This is a genomic window from Kitasatospora sp. NPDC057015 (genome assembly GCF_042673745.1).
Taxonomy (GTDB): domain Bacteria; phylum Actinomycetota; class Actinomycetes; order Streptomycetales; family Streptomycetaceae; genus Kitasatospora.
In genome coordinates this window covers 22,373-43,080 of sequence record NZ_JBHUSG010000031.1, presented here as the reverse complement: position 1 = coordinate 43,080, position 20,708 = coordinate 22,373, and the positions used below count along the sequence as shown (strand labels likewise).

Genomic DNA, 20,708 nt, shown 5'->3' with positions numbered 1-20,708 from the left:
CCCGTGTTCCGCGCGGGTGGGGCGGTAGCGGATCACCGCCCCCCGCCCGCCGGCGTCACGGGGGTGTACCGGAGCCGGTGGCCCGATTGCGGCGCACCCGGCCCACTGACAATCGAATACGTACGACAATAGGAACGCTGGCCGCACACCCTCCTCGGCAGCCGGCTGCATTACACGGGAGCGCCGACGGTGCCGCTGCCGTGTCGGTCCCTGTCCGGCCGGACACAGGGGCCCGCTATATGCTCGACCTCGTGGTCGGTTTCGAGCAGAAGTGTTCGATCCGCCCAGCGCTTCACCTGACGGCAATCTCCCCGCCACCCCGGCGCGGGAGCGGCCCGGTACGGTGTCGACGTGGTCCCAGCCTGGTAGTCCGGCCGTTCCTCGGTTCTGCTCGGGAGTTGCAAAGCAATGCGTATTGGTGTGCTGACCAGCGGTGGTGACTGCCCCGGCCTGAACGCTGTGATCCGCTCCGTGGTCCATCGGGGGGTGGTCGACCACGGAGACGAGATCATCGGTTTCCAGGACGGCTGGCGCGGCCTTCTGGAGGGTGTCCACCGCCCCCTGACCCTCGACTCGGTGAGCGGCATCCTCGCCCAGGGCGGGACGATCCTCGGCTCCTCGCGAGTCCAGCCCTCCCACCTGCGCGACGGCGTCGAGCGTGCCAAGAAGTACTGCGAGGACCTCGGGATCGACGCGGTCATCCCGATCGGCGGCGAGGGCACCCTCAAGGCCGCCAAGCTGATGAGCGACGGCGGACTTCCGGTGGTCGGCGTGCCGAAGACCATCGACAACGACATCGCCTGCACCGACGTCACCTTCGGCTTCGACACGGCCGTCTCGGTCGCCACCGACGCCCTCGACCGGCTGAAGACCACCGCCGAGTCGCACCAGCGCGTGATGGTCGTCGAGCTCATGGGCCGCCACACCGGCTGGATCGCGCTGCACGCGGGCATGGCCGCCGGCGCCCACGCGATCGTGGTCCCCGAGCGCCCCTTCCACATCGACCGGCTGACCGAGGTCGTCCGCGAGCGCTTCGACCGCAACAAGAAGTTCGCGATCGTGGTCTGCGCCGAGGGCGCCAAGCCCGAGCCCGACACCATGCACTGGGAGGAGGGCGTCAAGGACATCTACGGCCACGAGCGCTTCACCGGCGTCGCCAACCAGCTCTCCCGCGAGCTGGAGCACCGCCTGGGCAAGGAGGCCAAGCCGGTCATCCTCGGCCACACCCAGCGCGGCGGCACGCCCACCGCCTACGACCGGGTGCTCGCCACCCGCTTCGGCTGGCACGCCGTCGAGGCCGTCCACAAGGGCGCCTTCGGCCACATCACGGCCCTGCAGGGCACCGCGATCAACCTGGTGCCGCTGGCCGAGGCCGTCGCCGAGCTGAAGACCGTCCCGGCGGAGCGCTACCTGGAGGCCGAGACCGTCATCTGACGGCGGGCACGTCCCCGTGCAGAACGGTCGCGGCCCCGGGTGAGCACCCGGGGCCGCGACCGTTCCCGGGGCGGGCGCCCCGGTCGAGCGACGGGTCAGAAGCCGGTGTCGTACGTGTAGTGGCGGGTGTGGTCGAGCATGTCGGCCGGGGTGGTGTCGTTCCACGGCTTCATGGTCTCGCCGAGGTCCACCACGTTCGCGGTGCCGGCCGCCGGGAGGTACCCCTGCCCGGGGTGCCGGCGCTGCCACTCGGCCCAGAGCTTGTCGATGAAGCAGTGGTGCAGCCAGAACACCGGGTCGTTGGGCGACATCCCGGTGGTCATGTGCCCGCCCACCCACACGTGCACCCGGTTGTGCAGGTTGACCCCGCGCCAGCCCTCCAGGTTGTTGCGGAAACCCTCGGAGGAGCTGTTCCACGGCGCCGCGTCGTAGGCCTGGATCGCCAGCACGGACTCGGTCTCCGCGCGGGTCGGCAGCGAGGCCACCGCAGTGCCCAGCGAGCGCCGCAGGTAGGTGCGGCTGTCCGGGCGCACGTTGAGCGTCCACCCGCCGCCGCCGAAGGCGAACGGGCCGGTGGTCACCTGGCCGTCGCTGCTTCGGCCGTTGCCGCCGAGGAAGCCGGCGTCCCACAGCGAGGCGCTCGCGGTCCGGTCGGCGGTCCAGTCCCAGTAGGGCAGCGTGACGTTCGGGTCGACGCTCTGCAGCGCCTGCTCGAACTGGAGCAGGAACCTGCGGTGCCAGGGCAGGAACGAGGGCGAGCGGTGACCGACCCGCTCCCCGTTGTCGGTGTCGCTGATGATGAACGAGTTGTGCGTGCTGACGAAGGCGTCGTAGCGCCCGGCCCGCTTGAGCGCGAGCACGGCGTTGACGAAGTCCCGCTTCTCCTTGGCCGTCAGGGTCGCCTGGTTCTTGCGGACTGCCATCAGTCCCCCCTTGGTACGAGTCGGTACGAGTGCATGCCGGACGGCGAGGTTCAGACGAGCGGGACGAGCGCCGCGCCTTGGAGCTCCTGGACGGCGGCGCGGGCGAGCGCGCGCGGCGTGGCGTACGTCTGGTAGTGGTTGACGACGCTGATCCAGGTGCCGTCGGCGTTGCGCATCATGTGCAGCTCCTCGCCGTCGATCCGCACGCTGTAGCCGGCGTCGTGGTGGTGGCCGCCGCCCTGAGCGGGGCGGCCCTGGATGCGGCGGCCCCGGAAGAGCTCGTCGAACACCTCGGACCCCTCGGGGCCGGCCGCGGTGGCCTGCCCGCCGGTCGGTCCGGTGACGCCGAGCACGACGGTGCCGGCGGCGGCCGTCAGGGCGACGGCCGCGCCCTGGAGCATGCGCCTTCGGGTCAGTTCCGAGGCATGGCTGAGCTGGGACATGGATGGACCCCCTCCTGCGCGCTCCCAGGGGTGGCGGGATGCGCGCGGCGAACGTACGGATGAGATGTCTGACGCATCGTCAGTTCGGTTCGGCGGCAGTCGGATCGGCCGGCCGAGCCCGGCGGAGGTTCATGATCGCTCCGCCCGTCCACATCCTCACAGGCCGGACCGGGGCCGAGTAACGGCCGATCGGCGGGGGGTACGGGGTTGCCCTGGTTTCCGGACAATCCGCACACGAAGGCCCAATGCCGCCGGAGGGAAGATCTTCGGAATGTCCGGGCGATCGGCGGACCACCGTGATGATCTTCGGTTTCTCCGGCGATCCGGTGAAGATCTTCCGGTGGAACCGCGAAGGAGTGACCGCCCTCACCCGCCACGGATGGCGCGAAGCCGTGGCCCGGCCCGCCCGCGCGCCGCACGGCGGGCCCGGTGAGCAGTGCCGATAGCGTGGCCGATGGCACCAGACCACGACCGGAAGGTACCGACCATGGAGATCCTCGCCTACGGCGTGCAGGCCGACGAGCGGCCCCTGCTGGCCGCCGCCTTCGAGGGCCGGCACGCCCTGCGCAGCCTCGACGTCTTCCTCAACCACGACACCGCCCCGCTGGCCGCCGGCTACCCGGTCGTCAGCAGCAGCGTCAACGACGTCCTGGACGCCGAGACCCTCGCCGTACTCGCCGGCGGCGGGACCAGGCTCGTCGCGCAGCGCTCCACCGGTTTCAACAACATCGACCTCGAAGCCGCCGCGGCACTGGGGCTCACCGTCGCCCGGGTCTCCTACTACAGCCCGTACGCCGTGGCCGAGCACGCCTGGACCCTGGCCCTGGCCGTCAACCGGCGCCTCGTCCGGGCCGCCGGCCGCTCCCGCGAGTTCGACTTCCGCCTCGACGGGCTGATGGGGCGCGACATCCACGGCATGACCGTCGGCGTGGTCGGCACCGGCAAGATCGGCGAGTGCTTCGCCCGGATCGCCCACGGCTTCGGCACCACCCTGCTCGGCTGGGACATCACCCCCAACCCCAACTGCCTGGACCTCGGCATGACCTACGTCGAACGCGAGGACCTGCTCGCCCGCAGCGACCTCATCAGCCTGCACGTTCCCCTGCTGCCCGCCACCCACCACCTCATCGACGCCGAAGCCCTCGCCACCATGAAGGACGACGCCATCCTGGTGAACTCCAGCCGCGGCGGCCTCATCGACACCGCCGCCCTGGTCGAGACCCTACGCTCCGGCCGACTCTCCGGCGTCGGCCTGGACGTCTACGAGGAGGAGACCGGCCTCTTCTTCTTCGACCGCTCCGTGGAAGGCATCGACGACGACGTCCTCGCCCGACTGGTCACCTTCCCCCAGGTACTGGTCACCTCCCACCAGGCCTACTTCACCCGCACCGCCGTCGGCCAGATCATCGAGGCGACCCTGCACAACGTCGAGGACTTCGCCGCCGGCCGCACCGGCGAGAACACCCTCGTCCCGGCGCCCGGAAGGACCTGACCGCGCAACCAACCACCCGGCCGACCACACTTGCTCGGACTGGCACGAACAGACGACCTCGCGGAGAACTCACCCCTTTCGGGGCGGCGCGGCTGTTCGCAGCGGGTCTCCTGGAACGCCGGTCCGCGACCGGGCCGGACGCCACCGTCTCAGGCGACGGCCGGCACCGGGCCGGGCCCACTCGCGCGTGCGGGTGTGCGGTCAGCCCTTGGTGATGCGGGTCCAGGTGAAGGGGCCGAAGGAGGTGGCGGTGGTCGGGTTGTGGGCGCCCGGGGTCACCGTCAGCTTCAGCCACTCCAGCGGGACGGTGCTGCCGTGGACGACGATGCGGTGGAAGTTCGGCACCTGGTAGCCGGGGTGGCTGTTCCAGGCGTCGTACGAGCAGACACCCTCGTCGCCGGTGCAGGCCGAGCCCTGGGCGAGCGGGTTGTCCGAGCGGTAGACGTGCGAGTCGCCCATCAGCAGCAGGACCGGCTTGCCGAAGGCGGTGGTGTGCGAAGCCAGACTGGCAACGAGCGGCTCGTAGTTGGCCACGTGCGAGGCCGGCTTGCCGTCCAGGTCCCACATGTCGGCCTGGGCGGTGACGACCACGCTGGAGAGGCCGCCGGCCCGGGCGAGGGTGAAGGCGGTGTCCAGCCAGCGCAGGTCGGCGGCGGTGCGGTGGGCGGCCTCGTCGAGCTGCTCCTGGGAGGCGGTCGGCGCCCCGTACCACGGGTCGGCGTCGTTGTTGGAGCCGCCGGGCAGGTTGACCGTGACGAACAGGGTGCCGTTCTTGACCCAGAGCACGTTCTCCACGTACCTGGAGTCCTCGGGGTGCGCCCAGTGCGGCAGTTGGGCCTGCGACAGGACGCGCAGGGTGTCACTGCCGAGGGTGTGGCCGGGCCGGGCGAAGAACGTCCGGCGGACCAGGTCCAGGTTCTGCACGGGGTTGCCGGCGGCGTAGTCGACGGGCCGACCGGTGGCCGGGTCGAGGACCGGATCGATCAGGCCCGTGGCGGCGTTGTACTTGCCGCCGCCCTCGGCGGCCTTGTGGCAGTCGGACCACTCGTTGTCGCCGGGCGTGTAGACCAGCGGGTCGGCGAAAGTCTTCCAGAGCGCGGCGATCGACTGGTCGTACGCCTCGGTGCAGTACTGCTTGCCGGAGTGGATGTCGCCCACGTGGATCACGGTGCTGACGTCCCGGTCGGCGTTGACGGAGGCGATGAACGCCGGCGTCGCCTCGAACTCGGACGTGTCGCTGGGCGAGGTGCCGTACGGGGCGTCGCCGAACACGGCCAGCGTGAACGGTGCGCGGGCGCCGTGCGCGGCGCGGCCGTCGTCCGCCGTAGCGGCGGTGGCCGGCACCACGGTCATCGCGAGGGTGAGGCCCGCGGCCGCACAGATCCTGCTGAACATGTTGTCTCCCGGTGGGTGGCCCGATTTCGGGAAGCAGTATCGACCCGGCCCACGTGATGGCGGGCAACGCCCGGATGAACGGGAGTTCAAGAGCTGACAGGGGCCCGCCGGGGCTCGAACGCGGTTGCGCTCCGCAGGCGCCGGACAGGCCGGCTAGGGCCGGACGCGCCTGGTGCCGGCCGGCTCCGTCGTCTCCGGCTCGTGGACGGCGAGCGTGAGGCGCCCCCGAACGTCCGTCGTGGAGACGTCGACCAGGATCGTGCTCCCCTCGTCGAAGTACAGCGTGAACAGCGGTTCCAGCGCCATCAGGAAGTCGAATCCCTCCTGGTCGGCCTCGGACAGCGGAGGATCGAAAACGGCGTCGCATCTCCACTCGTCGCCGGTCGTACGGACCGTCACGCGTACAGCGAACCGGCCCAGGCAGGTCGATCGATTGGCCCACCACTCCAACACGGCGTCGTCTTCCCGGATATCCACGTCCCCATTGTCACGGGTACCCGTTGAGGTGCGGTCAGGTACGGGGGGCGAGCACCCGACCGGCTTCGGTGACCAGTGCGTCGCAGACGAGCTTCGACTGGAGACGCAGGTGCTCGGCGTCGGCGAGACTCTCGGCGTCCCGGATCGCGAACGTCGCCCCGACCGCGCGCTCGGCCGCCTCCGCCAGCTCCGGACAGATGATCCGCAGGGTGATGCTCGGACCCGTGACCGCGCTACGGGTCTGGTGGACGGCCGGGGTGTACTGCTCGTCGGCCGCCGCGACGTCCCCGGTCAGGGCGAGGACTCGGGCCCGCCCCCTGGCGCGCACCAGCTGGGCGCGGCGATGGTCGCCGAGCGCCGCCACCAGCGCGGTCACGGTGCTCAGGACCTCGCTGCGGCGGGACTTGGCGTCGGCCACCGCCTGAGCGGCACGGGCGGTACGACTGTGCATCCAGCCGGCGAGCAACGTCCCGGCGAGGGTTCCCGCCACCGCCACCACACTGGTGCCCACGGTGACCCACATGCTGATGTCCATCATCTGATCCTCTCCCCTAGTTCGACGAACCACTCCTGACGTACCGACGGATCTGACGCCCTGCTGCCCGGCTTCGCCTCACGACGGAACACGAAGGTGCCCGGGGTCGCGGACTCCCGACCGCCCGCGCCACGACGCCTCAACGCCTCAACGCCTCAGGCTGCCGCGGTGACCCTCCCGCTCGACCCGGACGTGCCGTCGGACTGCCCGTTCGCACTGATGGACATATCGCCAACTCGTTTTGTTCGCAAAGCTATTCGGACAGAAAGAGGAAACGGGAAACCCGACCGATCGCCGCTTTGCCCAGTCGATCGCATGCCAAGATTCAGGCGGAAGCGAGGAAAGACCGCTTCCGACCCTCGACACGGTGGACGTCCGGGCGGTCGGAGCCAGAAACGGGGTTGGCATGCACACGTCTATAGCGCCGTCCAGTGAGTTCGGCCCGGAACTCCGCAGGCGACGGATCGCCGCCGGGCTCACCCTCACCCGGCTCGCCGAACTGCTCAGCTACAGCAAGGGGCACCTCAGCAAGATCGAACGCGGTCACAAGGCGCCCCCGCCCGAGCTCGCCCGCCGCTGCGACGCGCACCTCGGCGCCCAGGGCGAACTGGAGCGGCTCCTGCCGACCGAGCCCCGGCGCACCCGTCCCGACCGAGACACCGGAACCGCCGAGAAGGAACCACCGCGGCGGGGCGAAGGCGAAGCCGGCTGGGCCGCCGGGCTCGGACGGCGACAACTGCTCGCCGCAGGGGCGACATCGCTGTTCGGTGCCGGGCTCGCCGCCGCCGCTCCGCCGGCCGCCCTCGGCGCCCCCGCCCCCGCCCCCGCCGCCGGCGGCGAACCGGCGACGGAGTCGGCACCGGTCGAGATCTTCCGAACCCAGTTCGACCAGATGCGGCGCCTCGGTCAGATCAGCGCACCCGGCACGCTGCTCCCCCTGCTCACCGCCCAGACCCGCACCCTCGGTGAGCTCGCCGGCCAGGCCGACACGGTGAACCGCGGCCGCCTGCTCGTGCTCGCCGCCCGGTACGCGGAATACGCGGGGTGGATGGCCCAGGAGGCCGGCGACACCTCGCTGGCGCTTCGCTGGACCGCCCACGCCGTGGAACTCGCGGAGGCCGGCGGCGACCGACATCTCGCCTCGTACGCCCTGGTCCGCCGCGCCCTGGTCACCTTCTACGCGGGCGACGCGGCCCGGACCGTGCAGATCGTCGAACCGGCGCAGGCCGGCGGCCTGCCGCCGCGGATTCGGGGCCTCGCCGCCCAGCGAGAGGCGCAGGGCCACGCACTCGCCGGGGACTCCTACGCCTGCCTGCGCAGCCTCGACCGTGCCCGGGAGCTCCTGGCCCGGGCCGACACGGAGGACGGTGCCGGCGCACCCGTCCTCGGCACCACCCATCTGGCCGACCCGGCCGCCATGGTCACCGGCTGGTGCCTGTACGACCTCGGTCGCGCCGACCGGGCGGCCGAGGTGCTCGACCGCGAGTGCCGGAGGATTCCCGCCCATGCCGTCCGCAGCCGGGCCCGGTACGGGATCCGGCGCGCCCTCGCGTACGCCGCCGACGGCGAACCGGACCGCGCCTGCGAGCTGGCCTCGGACCTTCTGCCGCTGGTTCCGGCGCTGCGGTCGGCCACCATCCAGGCCGACGTCCGGCGGCTCGCCCGCGAACTGCACCGGTTCCGCTCGGGGCGGAGCGTGCAGAACCTCCAGCCCCTGCTCGCCGGCGCACTGCACCCGTAGCCCGTACGAAGACCGATCGGCCCACGGCCGCTGTCCGCCCGTCACTCACCGGAGAGGTATCCAGCCATGCCCGACATCTTCGTCAACTACCGCACCGACGACGAGGACACCACCGCCACACTGATCGAGCGCGAGCTCTCGCGGCGTTTCGGCACCGACCGCGTGTTCCGTGCCAGCAAATCCATCGGAATCGGCCAGGCCTTCCCCCGCGAGTTGCTGACCGCCGTCCGCCGCAGCAGCGTCCTCCTCGCCGTCATCGGCCGGCACTGGAGCGCCGCCCGGACGGCGGACGGGCGACGCGCGCTCGACGACCCGGAGGACTGGACCCGCAGGGAGATCATCGAGGCCTTCGAGAGCGGCGCCCTGGTCGTCCCGGTGCTCGTCGGACGCACGACGCGGCTCGACCGGCACGAGCTGCCCGCCGAACTCGCCAGGCTCGCCGACTGCCAGTACCGACGCTTCGACAACCGCGACGCGGAGTCCGGACTCAGGCGCCTCGGGGACGACCTCGCCGAGGCGGTCCCCCGGCTGGCCGAGGCCGAAGGGCGGATCACCCGGGAGCTCGGTGGCGACGAGAGCCTTCGCGCGGACGGCCGGACCGACGGCGGCACGGTGCAGATCCGGGACTACCGGCACGAGCAGAGCGGAGGCGTCGGCGCCGTGGGCGGCGACCTGGGAACGTACATCAACCACGCCGGCGGACCGGTGCACACCGGGAGCGGAACGCAGCACAACACCATCCGCAACGGGGGCGTCGAGTTCCACGGTGACGGCAGCAACTACGTCGAACGCGGCACCGTCACCAACGACTTCGGCGACCGGCGCGACCGTGGGGAGCGGCGGCGGTGACCGACGGCGGGGACACGACGTGGATCGGCAACGCGGCGGGACAGACCCACACGGGGAGCGGGGCGCAGAACAACTACTACTACTTCGCGGCCGAGCGGCTCGTCCGCGGTGGCGGCGATCCGGTGCGGATGGCGGTCGACCGGCGCGTGTGGTTGAGCCGGCGCTTCGTCCCGCCCCCCGGGTACGGGGACGCGGCCGAGCGACTGGAGGATCCCGGTACGGCGGTTCTGGTCTCCGGCGCCGCCGGCAGCGGCCGTCGCACCGCCTGCGTCGTCCTGCTGCATCACGCGGGCGGGCGCACCGACCCGTTCCGCGAGGTCGCAGCGGACGACGACCGACCCGACGAGCCCGCGCGACTGGCGGGCGGCGAGCGCGTCCTGATCGACCTGTCGAGCGCGTCCGACCAGGAACTCGTCGATGCACAGGGCCTGATCGCCTCGTACTGGAGCAAGGTCGAACAGATCGGCGGGCGGCTCGCGGTGGTCCTGCCCCGGGAGCGCGAACACCTCCTGCAGTCGGACCTCCGCCAGTTGCTGGTACGGATCGGCCGCCCCGACGGCGGCGAGGTCCTGACCCGCCACCTGGGCCGGGCCGACGTCAAGGTGTCGCCTGCGGAGCTGCACCGGTCGGCCGTGGGCCGGCTCCTGGCGGGCTCGCCCATGGGGGAACTGCAACGGCTCTGCGACCTGGTGGTCGAGGCACGGTCGCAGGGAGGTCGCTTCGACGTCTGGGCCGCGAAGGCCGTCGCCGCCCTGCTGCAGCGCGACGACGAGGTGGCCGAGCACATCGCCGCTCTCACCGACGGGCGCCAGCGGGCCCTGCTGTTCACCGCGGCGATGCTGGAGGAGGCGCCGGCGGACGCGGTGTTCCGGCTCTCCACCCGGCTGTTGACGACGCTCGGCCACCCGGAGGACGAGCGGCCCCGGCTCGACCGGACCGATCTCACCCAGCGCCTGGCGGAGCTGCGGGTGAAGGTGAGCCAGGGGCGGATCCACTTCGACGCGCTGGCCTACGGCCAGGCCGTCCGCTCCCACTTCTGGCTCTACTACCCGGACCTCCGAGCCGCGTTCGGCGCCTGGGTCGCCGAGTCCGTCAAGGGCCCACCGTGGCTGGACCAGGCCGAACGCCGGAATCTGGTCGGCCGGTTCACCGAACAGGCCCTGAGAGCCGGCGACGTCCACGTCCTGACCGCGCTGGTCGAGTCCTGGGCGAAGGAGGCGAGGTTGCTGCCCGAGGCGATGGCGGTACTGGACCAGGGGCTCAGGGACGAGCGGTGGGGCGCGGCGTTCCGGATGAGGATCTACGACTGGTCGATGGAGACGCGGCTACAGCCGAACCTGGTGCGAGGCCTCGCACGGATCTGCGCCGACGTGATGGCACCGCACCACCCTGACCAGGCACTCGTTCGCCTGCACCAGCTTGCCCGGCGGGAGTCCGCGGGCGCCCCGCGCTACGCCCTGGAGGCCCTGCTCGAACTCGCCGGCGGGGAGGGGCCGTTGTTCGAGAAGCTGCTCGGTCGCGTGTGCGAGGGAATGGAGCGGCGGGATCCCTGGCGCCGGGATGCCGGGATCTTCCTGCGGCTGGTCGCCCCGCTCCCGTCCGAGGCGCGGCGCGAGGAGTTGGTCCGCGGCTGGCGCGGGGTGTTCGCGGTGGCGCCGGTGGAGGTGTGGTCGTCCGGGATCGGGGCCTGGCTCTCGGCCGCCCGGCACCGGCGGGACGGGGGCGCGTGGCTGATGGGGATCCTCATCGACGCCGCCGACGGCGGGATCGAGCTGCTGAGCCGCTGCTACCTGCTGGCGTACGACTGGGCGGGTGCCCCGGACGACGCACCGGGTCCGGTCGGCCGAGCCGACGTGGCGGCGCGCTTCTGCCGCGAGATCGACCGCGCCCAGGGCATCGAGCCGCTGGATCCGGCCCCGGTCGGGGCGACCGAGGGGAGCCCGGGGTGAAGGTCACGGGGAAGACGCCGATTGTCGGCCTGGCGCTCGCAGCGGGCCTGATGACCGTGGTTCTCGGTGCGGCGGCGAAGTGGCCGCTCTGGCTGTGGGCGGCCCCGGCGGTGGTCTCCGTGGTGCTTGCGGTTCTGCTCGCGTCGGCGCCGTCACCGGAACCGGAACCCGAGCCCGAGCCCGAGCCGGAACGGGTGGACCCGGACGAGCCGCCGTGGGCGGAGACCAGAGTGGACGTGGTGGCGCTGCCCAGTCGGGTGCCGGACTACGACTTCCACTTCTCGGCGACGGTGTGGTGGCGTCCGGTCCCGGGGGCGAGCGGCCCGGTGCACGCGGACCCGGCCAGTCTGGCGATCGAGGCGGTCCTGACCCGTGCCCGCGAGCTGACCGAGCGCGAAGTCCCGCAGCGGCTGGACCTGGTCCTGCACCGGCTGAACGGCGTGCTCGGCACGCAGATCCGGGACGCGTCCGGGCTCGTCGAGGCCATGGGCGGCCGGGTCGAACTCAGGCTCTCGGAGGAGGACCGGGACAGGTTGGGCAAGCTGTCGGAGGTACGCAAGACCGAGGAGGTCCGGGAGCACGAGCGGCGGCACGAGCAGAGCAGGCGGGCCTACCTCGGCGACGACGTCCTGAAGTCGCCCGGAAGCGCGGTGGTGTGGTGGTTGGCCCGGCACGAGGACAAGGTCACGGAGGCGGTCGACATGATCGGTCCGCTGGCGCAGCTCTCGGCCGCGGCCAACGACGAGGCCGTGGACGACCTGTACGAACACCTCGTCCCGAGGCCGACGCGGCCGCACGCCATCCCGTTCCTGGACGAGGTGGCGCCCTTCCGGCGCCACCGCGACGACGGCGGGGAGGCCGGTGCCGGGGCCCGGCCGTCGAATCCCGACGGGCCGTCCGGACCGAGCCGCGGGCCGCTGGTGGTCGGGCCGCTGAACCAACTGCTGGACGACGTCGAGCTGGCGAAGGAGTCCCCCGAGCGGGAGGTCTACACCCGCCGGGTGGCCCAGATCACCGACGCGACGGGCCGGCCGGAGCACGCCCGGCTGATCCGGGAGGGCCTGCTGGGCGAGGAGGGAGGCGGCCCCCCGCCCGTACCCGGCCGGCGACAGCCCGTCGCGGCCCCGGACGACGGGCACGGCATGCCGGCAGGGCCCGACCGCGGCACGGCCGTGCCCGAACCGGATTGTCAGTCCCCCGCCGTACCATCTGCGCCATGAGAGCCTCCGGAACGTTCACCGTGAAGTCCTTCGTCCCGGCCGACCTGGTGCCCTCCCCCGCGGTGGCCACCGGGGTCCCGGTCGGTGTCGCGACGCTGGAGAAGGCCTTCGAGGGGGAGGTCGTCGGCCGCTCCACCACGCTGTTCACCGCCGCCTTCGACCAGGAGACCGGCGTCGGCACCTACGTGGCCATGGAGTCCTTCGAGGGCTCGCTGAACGGGCGGGGAGGCGCCTTCAACTTCGCCCACTCGGGGACGACCAGCGGCACCGACCGGACGGACGAGTTCTTCGTCATCGTGCCCTCCAGCGGCACCGGGGAGCTGGCCGGGATCAGCGGCGCCGGCGGCCTGGCGGTCGAGGCCGACGGCACCCACCGGATGTGGTTCGACTACGAGATCGGCTGAGCGGGGCGGGCCGGGGCGGCGCTGGTCCTGGGGACCGGGGCGGGTGCGGAGGCCGGGGGCGGGTGCGGTCCCGGTGTAAGCCCCGCCTAGTCTGTATGCCTAAGCAAAACGGACGAACCGGACCGGTGCGAACCGCGTCGATGGAAAGCAGGACCCGCCGATGGGCGACGGTATGGCAGGGATGCACCACGGGGGCACGGGGGCGCTGGGCCCCTTCTCACTCTCCTCGGCGCTCACCTGGTCCCCCGACTGGGTGTTCCTGATCGCCGCCCTGGCCGGCGTGGCCCTCTACGCCGCGGGCGTCGTCCGGCTGCTCCGGCGCGGCGACCGCTGGCCGGTCGGCCGGAGCGTCGGCTGGCTGGCCGGCGTCGGCGGGGTCGTCCTGGTGACCTGCACCGGGCTGAACGACTACGGCATGGTGCTGTTCAGCGCCCACATGATCCAGCACATGGTGCTCTCCATGCTGGTGCCGATCCTGCTGCTGCTGGGCGCCCCGATCACCCTCGCCCTGCGCGCCCTGCGCCCGACCGGCAAGGGCCGCCCCCGCGGGCCGCGCGAGCTGCTGGTGGCGCTGCTGCACAGCCGGTACGTCAAGGTGGTCTCGCACCCGGCGTTCACCATCCCGCTGTTCATCGCCAGCCTGTACGGGCTGTACTTCACCCCGCTGTTCGACTACCTGATGCAGTACCGCCTCGGCCACATCGCGATGATGGTGCACTTCCTGGCCGCCGGACTGCTCTTCTTCTGGCCGATCATGGGCGTGGACCCGGGACCGAACCGGCCGGGCCACGTGATGCGGATCATCGAGCTGTTCATGGGCATGCCCTTCCACGCCTTCTTCGGCGTGGCGGTGATGATGGCGAGCCACCAGCTGGTCACCACCTTCACCACGGCGGGCGCACCGCCCGGCACCGACCTGCTGGACGACCAGAAGCTCGCCGGCGGGATCACCTGGGCCTTCGGTGAGATCCCGACCGCGATCGTGCTGATCGCGCTGGTCTTCCAGTGGATGAAGTCCGAGGAGCGGCAGGCCCGCCGGCGCGACCGGGCCGAGGACCGCAGCGGAGACGCCGAGCTGAACGCGTACAACGACTACCTCGCCTCGCTCGACCGGCGCGGCCGGCAGCCGGCCGCCGGCGCCTCCGCCACCCCGGCCACGGCGCCCGCGCCCGCGCCGTCCCCGGTCACGGACTGACCGCGGCACCGCACCGACGACGGTCGCGAACGGACGGCGACCCCCGCGCGGCCCGGGCCGCCGACGCCAGAAGGAGCCCCCGCCACCCGGCGGGGGCTCCGGCGCGTTCGGGCCGGCGGAGCCGTACGCTCGGCGACGGAGGGCAGCGCGGCGACGGCCTCAGCGATGGCGACGGGACGAATATTCGCTGGGGGCGGCGGCGGTGAGTGTGTAGCGTCCCGGGGCATGAGCTGGCTGCCCGCAGACTTCGTCCATCCCGTCCGCACCGAGGTGCTCGACGGCTACCACCTGCGCCCGATCAGGGCCTCGGACGTGGACCTCGACCACCCGGCCGTGATGGGCTCGCGGGAGCGGCTGTGGTCGATCTACGGCGAGGCCTGGGGCTGGCCGCCGGCCACCATGACCCACGAGCAGGACCGCGAGGACCTGGCCCGGCACGAGGTCGAGATCGAGGCCCACCAGTCGTTCAACTACGCGCTGTTCGACACCGCCGAGTCCGCGCTGCTGGGGTGCGTGTACATCGACCCGCCGGAGAAGCCCGGATCCGACGCCGAGATCAGCTGGTGGGTGGTCGACGAGCTCGCCGGTGGCGAGGTCGAGGAGGCGCTGGACGCGCTCGTCCCGGCCTGGATCGCGGAAGCCTGGCCCCTGCGGGCCCCCCGGTACGTCGGCCGGGACATCTCCTGGTCGGACTGGATCGCGCTGCCCCCGCTCGGCTGAGCCCGCGGCGGGCCCGCATCCGTTCACCAGTTCGTCGTCGCCCCGGACGGCCGGCCACTCGGCCGGGTGAATGCGCAGGTCGGCGCGTGCCCCTGATCAACTCGCTTCAGTTGGCGTTGGGTCCGACGTATGCGAATTCCTTTTCAGGAGCATGGATGTCCAACTCGCACGACAATGTGACCAGTTCTCCACGGGTCGGTTCGCCCGGACTGTTCCGCCGCACCTTCCTCGGGTCCGCCGCTGCCGCCGCGGCCGTCGCCGGCGCCGTCGGCCTCACCGGGAACCGCGCCTCGGGAGCGCCGCGGACCGCTCCCGGCGGGCGCGGCGTCGATCCGGAGGTGAGCCGCGACCTGGCCCGCAAGATGCTGCTGGTCGGGGAGAACGGCGAGGACCTCACCCTGCAGTACCTGCGGATCCTGATCGACGGCCGGCTCCCCCCGCGCGCGCCGCGGAAGAAGGTGCTGATCGTCGGCGCCGGTGTGGCCGGACTCGCCGCGGCGAGCCTGCTCAAGCAGGCCGGCCACGAGGTGGTGGTCATCGAGGCCAACGCCAGCCGCGTGGGCGGCCGGGTGAAGACCTTCCGCACCTTCAAGGACAAGGCCCTGTACGCCGAGGCGGGCGCGATGCGACTGCCCGACTTCCACCCGCTGGTGCAGGCCCTGGCCGACAAGCTCGGGCTGAGGCGGCAGCTGTTCTACAACGCCGACGTCGCCCCGGGCGCCGAGCCCACCGGGTCGGTCCCGCCGGTGGTCTACCGCTCCTTCACCGGTGAGACCTGGTCCAACGGCAAGGACGACCTCAGCTTCAAGGCGCCCAAGCTCGACGGCCGGCGCCTGATCCGGGTCAACGGCATGACCACCAGCAGGAACGCGTACGCGCAGACCCCGGAGAAGGTGCACAAGACCTTCGGTGCGGACACCGGCAGCCGGACGATGTCGGACGCCGTCACCGAGGCGCTGAAGCCGGTGACCGTCCCCACCGACGCGGACATCAACGAGCAGATCGAGGCCTGGGCCGCGATCTTCCAGAAGTACGACGACCACTCGACCCACCGCTACCTGGTGGAGGAGGCGGGCTGGGACCTGGCGCGGATCCAGGCCGCGGGCACCCTGGAGAACCTCACCTCCCGGCTGCACTACTCGCTCATCCCGACCCTCATCGACCACGCGGTGATCAAGCCCACCAACCGCTACTGGGAGCTGGAGGGCGGCTCCGACCGGCTGACCGAGGCGATGGCCGCGCCGCTGCGCAACGACATCCGGATGGGCCGGCGGATGACCCGGCTCGTCCAGACCGACACCGGTGTGCGCATCGACACCACCGCCGAGAGCGGCGACGAGGAGTCCTTCGACGGCGCGCCGATCGCCCCCACCGAGTCGTTCGAGGGCGACTACGCCATCGTCACCATCCCGTTCAGCGCGCTGCGCTTCTGCTCGGTCGAACCGCTGATGTCCTACCCCAAGCGGCGGGCCGTCAACGAGCTGCACTACGACTCCGCGACCAAGGTGCTGCTGGAGTTCAAGACCCGCTTCTGGGAGCAGGGCCCGAACGGCTTCACCGGCGGCGGCTGCACCTCCGACAGCGCCAGCCGCTTCACGTACTTCCCCTCGCACTCCCCGGCGGGCTCGCCGGGCGGCGTCGTGCTGGCCTCCTACAGCTGGTCGGACGACGCGATGCGCTGGGACTCGCTGACCCCCGGCGAGCGGTACGCCTTCGCCCTCGACGACATGGAGCGGATGTTCGGGCCGGTCGTCCGGAGCGAGTTCACCGGCGTCGGCGCCACCCAGTCCTGGGCGCGGGCCCGTTACGCGCTGGGCGAGGCGGTCATCTTCACGCCCGGCCAGCTGCACGAACTGCACGCCGCCACACGCACGGTGGAGGGTCGGGTGCACTTCGCGGGCGAGCACACCAGCCTGAAGCCGGCCTGGATCGAGGGGGCGCTGGAGTCCGCGGTCCGCGCCTTCCTGGAGGTCCACCCGCGGTGACCGGAGCGGGGTGGCGGGCGGCTGCGGCCGGACCGCCACCCCGGGCCGTTCCCTCTCCGGAGGGAGGCGCGACCAACCCCGCGCGGGAGGTGCCCGGGCCGGTCCGGCTGGAAGAGTCTCCCGTACCGGGCGAGCGCCCGGCGAGCAACGGGAGGAGCGGCCATGAGGGTTCGCAGGTTCGGCAGCGCACACCGGACGGGACTGCGGTTGGCGACGGCCCTCGTCGCGGGAGCCCTGCTCGCCGCGACGGCGCCGGCCGCCGTCGCGGCGCCCCTCGCCCAGGGCGCGGGCGGCGCGGCGGCGGGAGCCGGCCGGGGCCGGCCCGACGCCGCCGCCCTGCAGGCCGCCCTCGCCGCGATCGTGGACGCCGGCGGCTCCACCGCCGCACTGGCCGAGCTCCGCGAGGCCGGACGGACGACCTGGCGCGGCGCCGCCGGAGTCTCCGACCTGGTGACCCTGGCCCCCGTGCACACCGACGGCCACTTCCGGATCGGCAGCGTCACCAAGACCTTCGTGGCCACCGTCGCCCTCCAACTCGTCGGCGAGGGACGGCTGCGCCTCGACGACACGGTGGAGCACCTGGTGCCCGGCGCCGTCCCCGGCGGCGAGCTCATCACCCTCCGTCAGCTGCTCCAGCACACCAGCGGGATCGCCGAACTGACCGACGACCCGCGGTTCGAGCCGGCGGACGAGGCCGGCATCCGGCGCTGGCTCACCACCGGACGCTGGACCACCTACCGCCTCGCGGACCTGGCCGCCATCGGCACGGCGATGCCGCCGACCTTCCCGCCCGGCACGGGTTGGAGCTACTCCAACACCAACTACCTGCTGGTCGCCATGGCCGTCGAGCGCGCCACCGGTCAGCGCTGGGAGCAGGTGGTGGAGCGGCGCATCATCCGCCCGCTGGGCCTGACGCAGACGTCCTTCCCCCGCACCTCGCCCTTCGTCCCGCCGCCGCACGCGCACGGCTACTTCAGCCTCCCCACCGGCCCGGCGGACGTCACGCTCAGGAATCCGTCGGGTGCCTCCGCCGCCGGCTCCGGCATCTCCACCGCCGCCGACCTGGACGTCTTCCTGTCCGCGCTGCTCGGCGGCCGCCTGCTGCGCCCGGCCGAACTGGCGGAGATGCAGAGGACGGTGGAGGTCCGCCCGGGCGTCGGCTACGGTCTGGGCCTGCAGCGGATGGACTCGCCCTGCGGGCCGCTGTTCGGCCACACCGGCAGCATCGAGGGCTTCCAGAGCGCCCTGGTCGGCACCGCGGACGGGCAGCGGCAGATCGCGCTCTCCTACAACCCCTTCGACCACACCAAGGGCGCCGAGCAACAACGGGCGGTACTCGGCCTGTTGGTGAAGTCGCTCTGTCCGGTGAGTCCGACCGGGGGCTCCCCGGCGGCAGGCTGAAGGTCCGGGTGCTCCGCTCGGCCGGCCGGCGGGGGGTCAGGCCTCCGGCGTGATCCGGCCGAGGCGGCGGACCAGTTGCTCCACGGTGTCGGTGGGCGGCCAGGGGAAGTACGGGAGGCCGGCCCGCAGCGTGACCTGGCCGTGCAGGGCCGTCCAGAGCGCGACGGCGTCGCCGAACGGGTCGTCGGACTCCGAACGCCCCGCCTGCGCGCAGCGCTCCAGGCCGTCGACCAGGGTCTGGAAGGCCACCAGTCCGTGCGAGGTGCCGGCGCTCTCGTCCGCGTCCTCGGGCCCGACGGCGACGGCCCCCTCCTCGGGGCCGCACGGGGTCTGGTCCCGCTTGGGCCGCGGGGAGCCGAACAGCAGCCGGTAGCGGGCGGGTTCGCGGGTGCCGAACTCGACGTACGCGGCGCAGCCGGCGAGCAGCGCCTCCACCGGGTCCTGATGGTCGGCCGAGGCGGCGAGGACGGTCTCGCGCAGCTGGGCGAGCGACTCGACGATGACGGCGTCGAGGATGGCGTCCCGGTCGGCGAAGTGGGCGTAGATGGAGGGGGCGGCGATGCCGACCTCCCGGGCCACCGATCGCAGCGTCACGGCCTGGTCGGAGCCGGTGCGGACGACGAGCGCGGTCGCCGCCCGGATGATCTCCTCGCGCAGCCGGGGGCCCTGGCCACGCCGGTTGCGGTGCCGGGTCGGCGCCTGTTCGCCCTGGTCGGGGGCCTGGGCGGCGGGCGCGGGCTGGGAGGACATGACCGTGACTTTACACCTGTGAGCCGATTGGAGTAGCTTTCCCATGAAAGCTTACGGACGTAAGGTTACAGGGGTGAGGAAAGCATGGACTCAGCCGGCACGACCGAACAGGACCAGGGGCATCCACGACGCTGGGCCGCCCTCGCCGCGCTCTGCACGTCCCTCGTGGTGGTCACCATCGACAACACGGTGCTCAACACCGCGCTGCCCGCGCTCGCCACCGGGCTGCCCGCCTCCACCGCGGACCTGCAGTGGATCAACAACGCCTACACCCTGGTGTTCGCGGCGATGCTGATCACGGCCGGCAGCCTCGGCGTACGTCTGGGCCAACGCCGCGCGCTGGCAGGAGGGTTGACGGTGTTCGCGGCGGGCTCGGCGGCTGCCGCGCTGGCCACCTCGCCCGGCCAGCTGATCGGGCTCCGGGCGGTGATGGGGCTGGGGGCCGCGTTCGTCATGCCGGCCACCCTGTCCACCATCGTGACCCTGTTCGGCCCGCGCGAGCGGCCCAAGGCGATCGCCCTGTGGTCGGCGACGGCCGGCCTGGGCATCGTGATCGGACCGATCGCCGGGGGCCTGCTGCTGGAGCACTTCAGCTGGAGCAGCGTCTTCTGGATCAACGTGCCGCTGGTCGCCGCCGCGCTGGCCGCCGTCCTGATCCTCCTCCCCCCGATGCCGGGGCGCCGGTCGGGTCGACTCGACGTCGCCGGCCTGCTGCTGTCGGCCGGCGGACTGGCCGCACTGGTCGACACGATCGTCCAGGGGCCCGAACGCGGCTGGCTGTCCGCCTGGTCGCTCGCCGAGGCGGCTGCGGCCGTCCTCCTGCTCGCCGCCTTCGCCCTGTGGGAGCTGCGGACCCCCGAGCCGATGGTCGACATCAGGGTCTTCGCGATCCCGTCCTTCAGCCTCGCCGGCATCCTGCTCGCAATCACCTTCTTCGCCCTGTTCGGCCTGCTCTTCGTCTTCACCCAGTACCTGCAACTGGTGCACGGTTACAGCCCGTTGAAGGCCGGCCTGGGAGCGGTGCCGTTCGCCCTGGCGATGGCGGGCACCGCCGCCACCAGCGCGCGCACCACCGCCCGGCTGGGCACCCGCCGCACCATCGCCGGCGGCCTCGCCCTGATGTCCCTCGGCCTCGCCGGGGTGTCGCTGGTGGAGACCGGCACGCCGTACGCGGTGATCTCGGTGGCGATGGCCGTGGTCGGCGCCGGCATGGGTCTGATCATGGCTCCCGCCAGCGCCGCGACAGTGAACGCGCTGCCCCGCGAGAAGGCGCCGACGGCCGGCTCGATCAACAGCGTCGTCCGCGAACTCGGCGGCGTACTGGGCATCGCGGTGGTCGGCACGGTCGTCTCGTCCTCCTACCGCAGCGGCCTGGAGAGCGCCCTCCCCGGCGCGCCCTCCCCCGCCGCGGACGACCTGACGTCGGCGCACGTGCTCGCCGGGCGCCTCCCGGCCCAGGCGGCCGACCGACTGCTGACCGCGGCCGACCAGGCGTTCACCAGCGCGATGCACCACGGCACCTGGATCTGCGCCGCACTCACCCTGGCCGGAGCCGTCACCGCCCTGCTCGGATTCGCCCGGTCGGGCGCGGGGGCTCCGACCCCGCTCCCGGCGGCCGCCCCCGCGGTGCCGGCGGAACCGCTCAAGTCCCCGGCCGGCAGCCGGCACTGAGCAGCGGGGCCGGACCCGAACGGCGCCGGCCGGCGGTGCGCAGCGCCGGCCGGCGCCGTGGACAGGAAAGCGGAGTGCCGACGGGAGAATGGGGGACGGCGGCCGGTGGCCGCCGATCACCACC

18 protein-coding genes are annotated in these 20,708 nt (G+C 72.5%); 12 read left to right on the top strand and 6 right to left on the bottom strand.

Features of this window, described 5'->3' with window-relative positions:
* Positions 1-408 precede the first annotated feature (408 nt).
* Positions 409-1,434, top strand: a complete 1,026-nt coding sequence (locus ACFTWP_RS25650; RefSeq protein ID WP_380267138.1) for a 6-phosphofructokinase — start codon at positions 409-411, stop codon at positions 1,432-1,434.
* A gap of 95 nt (positions 1,435-1,529) precedes the next feature.
* Here the strand turns inward: ACFTWP_RS25650 and ACFTWP_RS25645 are convergent, their stop codons facing one another.
* Positions 1,530-2,357: a tyrosinase family protein gene (locus tag ACFTWP_RS25645; protein WP_380267137.1), complete on the bottom strand. Its 828-nt coding sequence runs from the start codon at positions 2,355-2,357 to the stop codon at positions 1,530-1,532.
* A gap of 50 nt (positions 2,358-2,407) precedes the next feature.
* Complete coding sequence (locus ACFTWP_RS25640; RefSeq protein WP_380267136.1) at positions 2,408-2,800, bottom strand: tyrosinase cofactor; 393 nt, start codon at positions 2,798-2,800, stop codon at positions 2,408-2,410.
* Between the two features lie 487 nt (positions 2,801-3,287).
* Between ACFTWP_RS25640 and ACFTWP_RS25635 the strand changes: the two genes are divergently transcribed.
* Positions 3,288-4,292 carry a 2-hydroxyacid dehydrogenase gene (locus ACFTWP_RS25635; RefSeq protein ID WP_380267135.1) on the top strand — a complete coding sequence of 335 codons (1,005 nt, stop codon included), beginning with the start codon at positions 3,288-3,290 and terminating at the stop codon, positions 4,290-4,292.
* A gap of 201 nt (positions 4,293-4,493) precedes the next feature.
* Here the strand turns inward: ACFTWP_RS25635 and ACFTWP_RS25630 are convergent, their stop codons facing one another.
* From ACFTWP_RS25630 to ACFTWP_RS25620, 3 genes are all read right to left on the bottom strand, one after another.
* A complete protein-coding gene (locus tag ACFTWP_RS25630; protein ID WP_380267133.1) occupies positions 4,494-5,687 on the bottom strand; it encodes a hypothetical protein in 1,194 nt (397 codons plus the stop codon).
* Between the two features lie 153 nt (positions 5,688-5,840).
* Complete coding sequence (locus ACFTWP_RS25625) at positions 5,841-6,086, bottom strand: hypothetical protein (RefSeq protein ID WP_380267130.1); 246 nt, start codon at positions 6,084-6,086, stop codon at positions 5,841-5,843.
* Between the two features lie 112 nt (positions 6,087-6,198).
* Positions 6,199-6,702: a protein kilB gene (locus ACFTWP_RS25620; protein WP_380267129.1), complete on the bottom strand. Its 504-nt coding sequence runs from the start codon at positions 6,700-6,702 to the stop codon at positions 6,199-6,201.
* 403 nt (positions 6,703-7,105) lie between these two features.
* Between ACFTWP_RS25620 and ACFTWP_RS25615 the strand changes: the two genes are divergently transcribed.
* From ACFTWP_RS25615 to ACFTWP_RS25575, 9 genes are all read left to right on the top strand, one after another.
* Positions 7,106-8,440 carry a helix-turn-helix domain-containing protein gene (locus ACFTWP_RS25615; RefSeq protein WP_380267128.1) on the top strand — a complete coding sequence of 445 codons (1,335 nt, stop codon included), beginning with the start codon at positions 7,106-7,108 and terminating at the stop codon, positions 8,438-8,440.
* Between the two features lie 66 nt (positions 8,441-8,506).
* Complete coding sequence (locus tag ACFTWP_RS25610; protein ID WP_380267126.1) at positions 8,507-9,289, top strand: toll/interleukin-1 receptor domain-containing protein; 783 nt, start codon at positions 8,507-8,509, stop codon at positions 9,287-9,289.
* Complete coding sequence (locus ACFTWP_RS25605) at positions 9,286-11,238, top strand: hypothetical protein (protein ID WP_380267125.1); 1,953 nt, start codon at positions 9,286-9,288, stop codon at positions 11,236-11,238. Before ACFTWP_RS25610 ends, ACFTWP_RS25605 begins: the two co-directional genes overlap by 4 nt.
* Positions 11,235-12,458, top strand: a complete 1,224-nt coding sequence (locus tag ACFTWP_RS25600) for a hypothetical protein (protein WP_380267124.1) — start codon at positions 11,235-11,237, stop codon at positions 12,456-12,458. The genes ACFTWP_RS25605 and ACFTWP_RS25600 overlap by 4 nt, the downstream gene beginning before the upstream one ends.
* Positions 12,455-12,862, top strand: a complete 408-nt coding sequence (locus ACFTWP_RS25595) for a DUF3224 domain-containing protein (protein WP_380267123.1) — start codon at positions 12,455-12,457, stop codon at positions 12,860-12,862. Before ACFTWP_RS25600 ends, ACFTWP_RS25595 begins: the two co-directional genes overlap by 4 nt.
* Positions 12,863-13,043: 181 nt before the next feature.
* A complete protein-coding gene (locus ACFTWP_RS25590; protein WP_380267221.1) occupies positions 13,044-14,057 on the top strand; it encodes a cytochrome c oxidase assembly protein in 1,014 nt (337 codons plus the stop codon).
* A gap of 225 nt (positions 14,058-14,282) precedes the next feature.
* The gene (locus tag ACFTWP_RS25585) at positions 14,283-14,777 is read left to right on the top strand and encodes a GNAT family N-acetyltransferase (protein WP_380267122.1); all 495 of its coding nucleotides are present in this window, start codon (positions 14,283-14,285) and stop codon (positions 14,775-14,777) included.
* 155 nt (positions 14,778-14,932) lie between these two features.
* Entirely contained in the window at positions 14,933-16,762 is a 1,830-nt protein-coding gene (locus tag ACFTWP_RS25580) for a flavin monoamine oxidase family protein (RefSeq protein ID WP_380267121.1), read from the top strand.
* Between the two features lie 162 nt (positions 16,763-16,924).
* Positions 16,925-18,163: a serine hydrolase domain-containing protein gene (locus ACFTWP_RS25575; RefSeq protein WP_380267120.1), complete on the top strand. Its 1,239-nt coding sequence runs from the start codon at positions 16,925-16,927 to the stop codon at positions 18,161-18,163.
* Positions 18,164-18,199: 36 nt separating this feature from the next.
* On the opposite strand, the gene ACFTWP_RS25570 is transcribed toward ACFTWP_RS25575, so the two are convergent.
* Positions 18,200-18,913, bottom strand: coding sequence for a TetR/AcrR family transcriptional regulator (locus tag ACFTWP_RS25570; RefSeq protein ID WP_380267119.1), 714 nt, complete (start codon positions 18,911-18,913; stop codon positions 18,200-18,202).
* Between the two features lie 84 nt (positions 18,914-18,997).
* Between ACFTWP_RS25570 and ACFTWP_RS25565 the strand changes: the two genes are divergently transcribed.
* Complete coding sequence (locus ACFTWP_RS25565; RefSeq protein ID WP_380267118.1) at positions 18,998-20,584, top strand: MFS transporter; 1,587 nt, start codon at positions 18,998-19,000, stop codon at positions 20,582-20,584.
* The last annotated feature ends 124 nt before the right edge of the window (positions 20,585-20,708 follow it).